The organism is Liquorilactobacillus mali (assembly GCF_001437155.1).
Lineage (GTDB): Bacteria > Bacillota > Bacilli > Lactobacillales > Lactobacillaceae > Liquorilactobacillus > Liquorilactobacillus mali_A.
In genome coordinates this window covers 1-8,293 of the sequence record NZ_JQAR01000038.1, presented here as the reverse complement: position 1 = coordinate 8,293, position 8,293 = coordinate 1, and the positions used below count along the sequence as shown (strand labels likewise).

The 8,293-nt window shown below is 43.0% G+C and carries 10 protein-coding genes and 1 pseudogene; 9 read left to right on the top strand and 2 right to left on the bottom strand.

Annotated features, from left to right (window positions below):
* The first annotated feature begins 97 nt into the window (after positions 1–97).
* Positions 98–463, top strand: a complete 366-nt coding sequence (locus IV36_RS12315; RefSeq protein ID WP_003580900.1) for a hypothetical protein — start codon at positions 98–100, stop codon at positions 461–463.
* A gap of 153 nt (positions 464–616) precedes the next feature.
* On the opposite strand, the gene IV36_RS11075 is transcribed toward IV36_RS12315, so the two are convergent.
* Both IV36_RS11075 and IV36_RS11070 read right to left on the bottom strand, forming a co-directional pair.
* Positions 617–1,990 carry an MFS transporter gene (locus IV36_RS11075; RefSeq protein WP_003690687.1) on the bottom strand — a complete coding sequence of 458 codons (1,374 nt, stop codon included), beginning with the start codon at positions 1,988–1,990 and terminating at the stop codon, positions 617–619.
* Between the two features lie 39 nt (positions 1,991–2,029).
* Positions 2,030–3,559 carry a multicopper oxidase family protein gene (locus IV36_RS11070; protein WP_056992511.1) on the bottom strand — a complete coding sequence of 510 codons (1,530 nt, stop codon included), beginning with the start codon at positions 3,557–3,559 and terminating at the stop codon, positions 2,030–2,032.
* A 126-nt stretch (positions 3,560–3,685) separates the two neighbouring features.
* Between IV36_RS11070 and IV36_RS11065 the strand changes: the two genes are divergently transcribed.
* The 8 genes and pseudogenes from IV36_RS11065 to IV36_RS12310 all read left to right on the top strand — a co-directional run bounded on the left by IV36_RS11065 (position 3,686) and on the right by IV36_RS12310 (position 7,682).
* Positions 3,686–3,877: a hypothetical protein gene (locus tag IV36_RS11065; protein ID WP_003576326.1), complete on the top strand. Its 192-nt coding sequence runs from the start codon at positions 3,686–3,688 to the stop codon at positions 3,875–3,877.
* Between the two features lie 128 nt (positions 3,878–4,005).
* Positions 4,006–4,095 (top strand): annotated as a pseudogene (locus IV36_RS12340) (cation transporter); the annotation flags it as partial.
* 491 nt (positions 4,096–4,586) lie between these two features.
* Positions 4,587–5,759, top strand: a complete 1,173-nt coding sequence (locus IV36_RS11060; protein WP_003593433.1) for an iron-containing alcohol dehydrogenase — start codon at positions 4,587–4,589, stop codon at positions 5,757–5,759.
* Between the two features lie 177 nt (positions 5,760–5,936).
* Positions 5,937–6,497 (top strand): alkaline shock response membrane anchor protein AmaP, encoded by a 561-nt coding sequence (gene amaP / locus IV36_RS11055; RefSeq protein WP_003687341.1) that lies wholly within the window; start codon positions 5,937–5,939, stop codon positions 6,495–6,497.
* Between the two features lie 11 nt (positions 6,498–6,508).
* Positions 6,509–6,694, top strand: coding sequence for a DUF2273 domain-containing protein (locus tag IV36_RS11050; protein WP_003596522.1), 186 nt, complete (start codon positions 6,509–6,511; stop codon positions 6,692–6,694).
* 27 nt (positions 6,695–6,721) lie between these two features.
* Entirely contained in the window at positions 6,722–7,264 is a 543-nt protein-coding gene (locus IV36_RS11045; protein WP_003687343.1) for an Asp23/Gls24 family envelope stress response protein, read from the top strand.
* A gap of 14 nt (positions 7,265–7,278) precedes the next feature.
* Positions 7,279–7,530 carry a GlsB/YeaQ/YmgE family stress response membrane protein gene (locus IV36_RS11040; protein ID WP_003680323.1) on the top strand — a complete coding sequence of 84 codons (252 nt, stop codon included), beginning with the start codon at positions 7,279–7,281 and terminating at the stop codon, positions 7,528–7,530.
* Positions 7,531–7,541: 11 nt separating this feature from the next.
* Positions 7,542–7,682 (top strand): hypothetical protein, encoded by a 141-nt coding sequence (locus tag IV36_RS12310; RefSeq protein WP_081511388.1) that lies wholly within the window; start codon positions 7,542–7,544, stop codon positions 7,680–7,682.
* Positions 7,683–8,293 lie beyond the last annotated feature (611 nt).

Here is an 8,293-nt window from a genome sequence, read left to right as displayed (position 1 = left end):
AAGGAAGCTGATCTTTTTTGTCCGAACAGCGTTCGGATTAATTTTACAATCTACCATAACTGCTATACTAAAAGTGAAAAGAAGAGGAGTGATAGTTTTGAAATTGTATCAAAGCCTTACCCAAGTCCAAATCAACGAACAATTCGCTGGTCAAGCAACCGGCTACAAGCTTTCCACGACCCTTGATAAGCCGCTGAACTACGATCCAACGATTCTCTATCAGTATTTGGATACCGTCCTGAAACCGGGCAGTCGCCACGACGAAAACAACTTGCGCTACGTGACTGATCCGGGCTATATCGGCGAAAACTTTAATTACCAAAGCGTCCCGTTTACTTCGCACATGACCGAATTCGACGAGAAGATGGCCTTCGCACGCAAACTGGTGGCCGACCTTAATCGTCATTTATCTGTCAACATCAAACCGGAAGATGAAACTATCGAACTGGTCTTTGTTGACTAAAGCAACCGTGTTGCCCTCCTTTCCTAGTCGCGATGCTTCTCTCCTGATCATTTTCGGCTAAGTACCCAGTCAAGCATGCTTAGTTGCAACAAAAATGACCGTCTACTTTTTGGTAGGCGGTCATTTTTGTAGATGCAAAGCACGAATTCGCAGCTATACCGCTTTCTTCGCGACTTCCTTTGGTAACGTCAACGCCAACAGCAAGCCAATCAGGCCCACGCCAGCAAACACAGCGAAGGTAACAGCAAAACCGCCAGCATGACTTCGCAGCGTGGTTTGCATGCCATCCAACAACACTGTGGCGAACATGACACCGGCAGAACCGAATAACTGACGAGCCGTCGTTGTAACCGCAGTGCCGTCTGCCACGAGCTCATTCGGCAAAGCATTCGCGCCAGCCGTCACTGAAGGCATCATCACAAAGGCATTGCCGGCTTCAGTCGCCATCGCCAACATAATTGCCCCAATCAGCGGTAAATGATGGGCAAAGACTGCTAACAGACCAAAGCCGCCAGTAATCAACAACATGCCAATCATGGCCACGACACGCGGTCCAAAGCGATCCAGTAAGCGCCCGCTAATTGGATTCAAAATACTCAGCAACACCGCAGCTGGCACTAAGGACAAGCCAGAAATCAACGGTGACAAACCAAGTAGCGTTTGAAAGTAAAGCGGCATCAGGATAGTGGTGACAATCAAACCGACGTATGAAATTCCGGTCAGAAACACCGCTTTAGTAAACATACCAGTGGCAAAAACTCGCATTTGCAACATTGGTGGTTGGCGATTCAATTGCCGAACAACGAAAATACCAGCTGCCAGAACGCCTAAAATCAACAAACCAACCACGCCAACAGTTAAGCCTTTTTTCGACAAAGCACCCAAGGCATAAAGTAGAATTGGAAAACTTGCGGATAAAAGGAAGGACACCCAGTCCAGTTGCGTCGGTTGCAATGGCATGACAGACGCAATGGTCACCGTTGAAACGGCCAGCACAAGCAGCGAAACGACCAAGAAGAACAAGAATAAAGCCTGCCAAGGGAACCATGTCAGCAAAACACCGGAAATAATCGGACCGACTGCCAAGGCTGAGCCCATGACCAACCCCGCCGTGCCCATCACCCGACCACGCTCACTATGCGGCGTAATCGTCAGCAACACGGTCTGGAAACTCGGGAAAATAATCCCGACCGCAATCGCTTCAAGCAACCGGCCAATCATGAGCACGGTAAAACTCGGTGCCCAGATACATAAGCCTGTCCCAATGGCAAAAATGAGTTCAATCGCTTGGAAAAGCCGTTGGAAAGTAACATTATGCAACAGCCATGGGCTAACCGGAATCATCAAGGTCATCACCAACATAAAGCCGGTTGTCAGCCAAGCAACTGTATCCGCTCCTAAACCAAAAGCTTTCATAAAAGCAGGATAAGCGGTGCTTAAAGAAGACTGAGAAATTGACATCGAAAAGGTACCTGTCAGTAACGTGGCGACAAAAGCCCCGCGATGTTTGATCGTTGGAGAGTGCATATTAAAATCATCTTTTTCTATATTAGTATTGTGGGACGTTTACATTTTCATTCCCATTTTTTCATAAGACTGCATACCGCCCATCCAAATCTCAGATGGTTTGACGCCACGTTCTTTAGCCAAGGCCATCATTAACGTATCCATATCCATCAATTTATATTCTTGCTTTGGCTTGGCTGGATCGAATGTTTCAATCTGTGCCATCATGCCGCCATCTTCGTGCTCAATGATATGGCAGTGATACATATAAACCCCTGGCAAATCAAAGCGAACCAGCAGCCGAACCGTTTCACCAGGATTCACGCCAACGGTATCTTTGAAACCATATTCATTTGGATACGGCGCATGCCCATTCCGCGACAAGACTAAGAATTGGGTTCCATGCACATGGAATGGATGAACCATTCCAGGCGCATCATTGCTATTGGTAACATCCCAGTACTGGGCTTTGCCAATTGGTTGCGTGGCATCAATCCGCTGCATGGCAAACTTTTTACCATCAATCGCAACACCTTCGTCCATCCCCTGCATCACAACGTGGCGAACTGGCAAAGCCGGGTCAACCACTGGTGCCTTCACATCGAACAACTTATCAGGCAAGGTAGTCTGATCCGGTTTGAACGCATGAATGCGGAACTTTAGCAATGGCACATCATCCGTATATAAGGTGACCTCGTCGCCTTCATGGTATTGGCCAAAATCAACAATCACTTCGGCACGCTCAGCACAAGTCAGCATCAAATGGGTAAATTTGACCGGCTCCGGTAACAGTGAGCCATCCCCGCCAATTTGCGTAAATGGCAGGTCATCGGAAAAATGCAACCGCCATTCACGGCGATTAGCACCGTCCAGAAAACGCAACCGGACCTTTTGCGTGGTGACATCAAAATAGGGATTGATTGTACCGTTAATCATTGCAGTTGGCCCAGCAACACCGTCAGGATCATAATCAGCCCGGTAGTCCCACTGGTTGTTCTCATGAAAACGCCGGTCTTGCAAAATGACCGGAATATCGTCAACGCCATAGTTCCTTGGCAATGGCAGGCTGGCTTCATGGTCGTCTTTGACAATCACCATGGCAGCCAAACCATGCCAAACCTGCTCGGCTGTGGATGGGCACGGATGCGCGTGCAGCCACAAAGTCGTCGCCGGTTGTTCCAATGTGAAGTCGATATGCTTACTTTCACCCGGATAAACCAGCGCATGGCATCCGCCATCAACATAAGGGCCACTGACATTAGCCCCATGCCAATGAAAAGTGGTCAACTCAGGCAGGGTGTTTTTCAGTGTCACATGCGTATGCTGACCACGGCGATACACAATCGTCTGACCTAACAGACTGGTATTATAGCCCCACGTCTTGGTCTTCGCCCCAGGTAACAGTTGCGTTTCCCCAGCCTCTGCTGTCACCGTGTAATAAACGTCGGTCGCCGTCTCTTTATCCGGTTTCAACAACGGCGGCACATTTAAGGGCTTCTCAGGCGCATCACTGACCTCAAGCGGCACGTACCCGCCATCGTGGAGATCAAACGCTGGCTCATCAAAGAAATAGTCCGTATAGGTTTTCATCGTGATTTCCCCCTCTGACAAGAATTTTAACACTTTTTAGGGTTGCCATAAACATAATTTAGAATTAACCTAAAGTAGTATCGAAAAATGGTATAGGTCTTATCCATACACTTGAGGAGGATTTTCATGCAACAAATGTCGAAAACAATGGGCTGGCTCATGCTGGCGTTAAATGTGGTGCTGCTGATTCTAATTGGTACCATGCACAATATGGCAGCGATGTGGTTAATGGGTCTGATTATGACTTTGGACGCTGTGACAGGGTTAGTTGCCGCTTATCGGCCCCAGTCAAGTCAACAACACGCCCACCAGCACTAGTTTGTTAAGAAGTTGCTGCAAGACCTTTCATGGAGTCATTGATCGGCGTTATATGTTGACATATACATATGTTGAATATATCATGTGTCTGTACTTAGATGAACAGTCACATGAAAGAGGGTCGTTTAATGCAGCAACTGTCAATGACGCAGAAACAAACCATGACGTCAGCCTTACGGGTTGAATATTTTTCAACGGCATGGATGGCATTTGAGTGGTAGATTGCAAAATTATTATCAGCTTGATTAATTAAATCTGTATTACTAATAGCTCAGTAATTGTAAATTGCTTGATCCAATCCGTTTCTGTAGTTGTCATATTGAGCAACTTCTTTCTTTGTGACCCCATAATAATCCTATTATGGGGTCAATTTAAGAACTTTCTTAGTACTTTACTGAAATAGTGAAATAAGTAATTCGTGAAATGTTGAAATAATTATTTCGGGAAATAATGAAATTAATACTATAAAAAAAGAGGGCCTAGTACTTTTGGAATGGAAATACTTTCCAACACCAAAAATTCTAGACCCAAAAATACTGACAGTAAAATTAATCATTACGGTTTAAACCGCCGACAAATTAGCACTTTATTGCACAATTAAGGGACTTTTACCCAAAAACGATTGCAAACTGTAAATTTATTAGTTATAATTGCTTTGTGAAATTGGTACTAATTGTTTTCAAAACTTCCGAAAGAAGGCATTTGTACAATGGCTGAACGTAGTTATGACTTTCTGATGCCCAGCGTCAATTTCTTTGGCCCTGGTGTCATTAGTAAGATTGGTGATCGAGCAAAGATGTTAGGGATGAAAAAGCCCGTTATCGTCACGGATAAGTTCCTTGAAGGTTTAAAGGACGGCGCCGTGGAACAGACTTTGGATTCTTTAAAGGCTGCTGGTGTGGACTACGTTGTTTACAACAACGTTGAACCCAACCCTAAGATTCGTAACATCAAAGAAGTTAAGAAACTTTACGAAGAATCCGGTGCGGACTCCATCATCACTGTTGGTGGGGGTTCTGCTCACGATACTGGTAAAGGTGCCGGCATTATTTTGACTAATGGCGACGACATTACTAAGTTGGCTGGGATTGAAACACTCGACAAGGCTTTGCCACCATTAATCGCCGTTAACACGACGGCCGGTACTGGCTCTGAATTAACCCGTCACGCGGTTATCACGAATGAAGAAACCCACTTGAAGTTCGTGGTTGTTTCATGGCGGAACATTCCGTTGGTTTCATTCAACGACCCAACTCTGATGCTCGATGTGCCTAAGGGCTTAACCGCAGCTACTGGGATGGATGCCTTCGTTCAAGCCGTTGAACCTTACGTTTCCGTTGACCACAACCCTATCACCGACTCACAATGTGTGGAAGCTATCAAGTTGATTGAAACTTCCCTTCGTGAAGCCGTTGCTAACGGCCACAACTTGGACGCTCGGACTAAGATGGTCGAAGCTGAAATGTTAGCCGGGATGGCCTTCAACAACGCCAACTTGGGTTACGTTCATGCCATGGCTCACCAACTCGGTGGTCAATACGACGCACCTCATGGTGTTTGCTGTGCCTTACTTCTACCTTACGTTGAAGAATATAACATCATTGCTTGCCCAGATCGTTTCGCCCAATTGGCTGAAATCATGGGTGAAAACACTGAAGGCCTATCAACGCGGGATGCTGCCGAATTAGCCATCAAGGCCATGAAGCAATTATCCGAAGACGTTGGTATTCCTCACTCAATCAAAGAAATTGGTGCTAAGCCAGAAGACTTTGAATTGATGGCTGAAAATGCCTTGAAGGATGGGAATGCTTTCTCTAACCCTCGTAAGGGGACAAAGGAAGATATCATCAAGATTTTCCAAGCTGCCTACGACGCTGAATAATTTAACGTAATATGATGAAAAGCCGCCGAATTTCGACGGCTTTTTTAGTGTTTGTGCGTACACCCTATTGGCTAGATTGGTTTAGTCAAACAAAAATCTTAATTGGTTCCTTATAAGAGCATATAATTCCATCATCACTACCTGTCCTGTTATAATTATGGTAAAGGTGGTGATGATTTGCGATTTATATTTAAGGCATTAATAGTAGTTGTTATTATCCTTGCATTTCCTTTATCCATAGTTCTTGTCTTTAAAAATTGGTCAACGGCCATTGGTACTAGTACACCCATGTCATTAAAGCTTGGTTGGTTGGAGCAGTACGAACCGATATACCTCTTTTGGAGTGGAGTAATTCTGGCGGTACTGTTAATTATTTTTTTGCTTATCACACTTTTTTGGCCACGGTCACAATCATTATATCTTCATCAAAAGTCTGATGGTCAAGTGACCGTCAGTAAGAAAGCTATTGAACATTTTGCGCTTTCAGCACTTCAACATGAACCCTTTATTGGCAACCCCAAGGTATCAGCTAAGTTATCACGAAAAGGGATCACACTTAAAATATGGGGTGATCTACTAAATTCAGTCAATGCCAAGAAACAGACTGCAAATTTTCTTAATCAATTAAAAAAAGATTTGCGTATTTGTCTTGGAATTTCTGAACAGAAAAAAATTAAAATCAGACTCGTTGATTTTAATGAGTTGGACGCTAATGTGCATAAATCTCGAGTTGTCTAGGAGGTGATATCGTGACCGAACTCATTAAAGCCTATTTTTGGCCACTAATTGGTGGAATTATGGGATTGCTCCTAGCGGTCCTTATCATCACATTTGGATTTTTCAAGACGCTTTTTGTTTTGATTTTTATGGCAATCGGGATTACCGCGGGTTATTATATTCAAAAAACTGGTATCTTAACAAATGTTTTTAAATAACTATTTGAATTATAAGGAGGAAAAATTATGCAGAATGGAACGCCAAGTGAGAAAACAACAACTAACGAAAAGTCTGGTGTTAAAGGCAATTTAACATTTGATGATAAGGTTATTCAAAAGATCATTGGTATCGCACTTTCTGAAGTAGATGGCTTATTAACCGTAGATGGCGGCTTTTTCGCAAATGTTGCTGATAAACTAGTTAATACTTCAGATGTCACATCAGGAATTGATGTAGAGGTTGGAAAAAAGCAGGTTGCAGTGGATCTCGACATTGTTGCTGAATACGGCATTGATATTTCTAAACTGTATGACAAGATCAAAAATGTTATCGTTCGGGAAGTAAAGAATATGACCGAATTAGAAGTAATTGAGGTAAATGTGAATGTTGTTGATGTCAAGACAAAGGAGCAATATGAAAAAGATTCGACTTCTCTGCAAGATCGCGTGAGCGATGCCACAGACAAAACGAAGGAAGCCGTCAGTAAGGGCGCAAAGAAATCGAAGGAAACATTAGGTGACAGCGTTGATAAAGTAACGTCTGACAATAAATCTAGTCGTGTTAACTAAGGGAGTGAGTAAATATGGGACTTATTTGGTCATTAATCGTCGGGGCAATCATTGGTGCCATTGCTGGCGCAATCACTAACCGTGGTGCTGCTATGGGCTGGATTGCAAACATCGTAGCTGGTTTAATCGGTGCGTGGATTGGCCAAGGGCTCCTTGGCACTTGGGGCCCTTCGTTAGCTGGCATGGCATTGATACCATCGATCATCGGGGCAATTATTTTAGTTCTGATTGTTTCATTAGTTGTTGGTCGAACCAGTAAAAAGTAAGGGAGAATTTTATGGACGTCTTGAAAAGTGTATTTAAGTTTATGATCGCTTCTACGCTCATTGTAGGTGGTGTCCTCATCGGTGGCACCGTCTTGGCTGCTAAGAAAGTAGATGACATTGGTGATACATTGCAACAAAAATTACATGGATAATTAGCCAAATTTATCTGTATTAGGCTTCTTAGAACGTAAATAATTGAACAATTGAAGATCAGTTAATCAATATTTAAATTGGTGAGATAACCCTTTATAAATATAGATTGGAATTTTTTTGATAATTAATCAAAGCAGGCACTTTTTTACATAGGTGCTTGCTTTGATTTATCTATACATTATGACCTAGCAGTTAAAAACTGTTTTTACAGATATAAATATAGTATTCTTACTGATTCTTTAATTTTATATTTGGTTAAAGAGCTAGGCTGCCTGTATAATAGATCCAGTAGAGAAGTTAAGGCGGTGGCTATTTCCAATCGGAGGTGGTGCTTATGGTGTTAAACCTTTAAAGCCCATTTTCTCATAAAGATTTCTCATCAACAGCGGTTGACAAAGAGCCATTATAAATTAGATGATACATTAGAAGCTGGAGACAAGATTGTCTAGATAATGTGTGAGATAAAATTTTTGGCAGGTTATCATACATAAGATAAAATGTTTTTAAAACTGATAACGTATTTATTTCACAACAATTACGCATTTATTTTGGAGAAAAATATAAAGCAGGAGGATTACAATGCTGAAAACTTATTCTTTAACAAAAGATA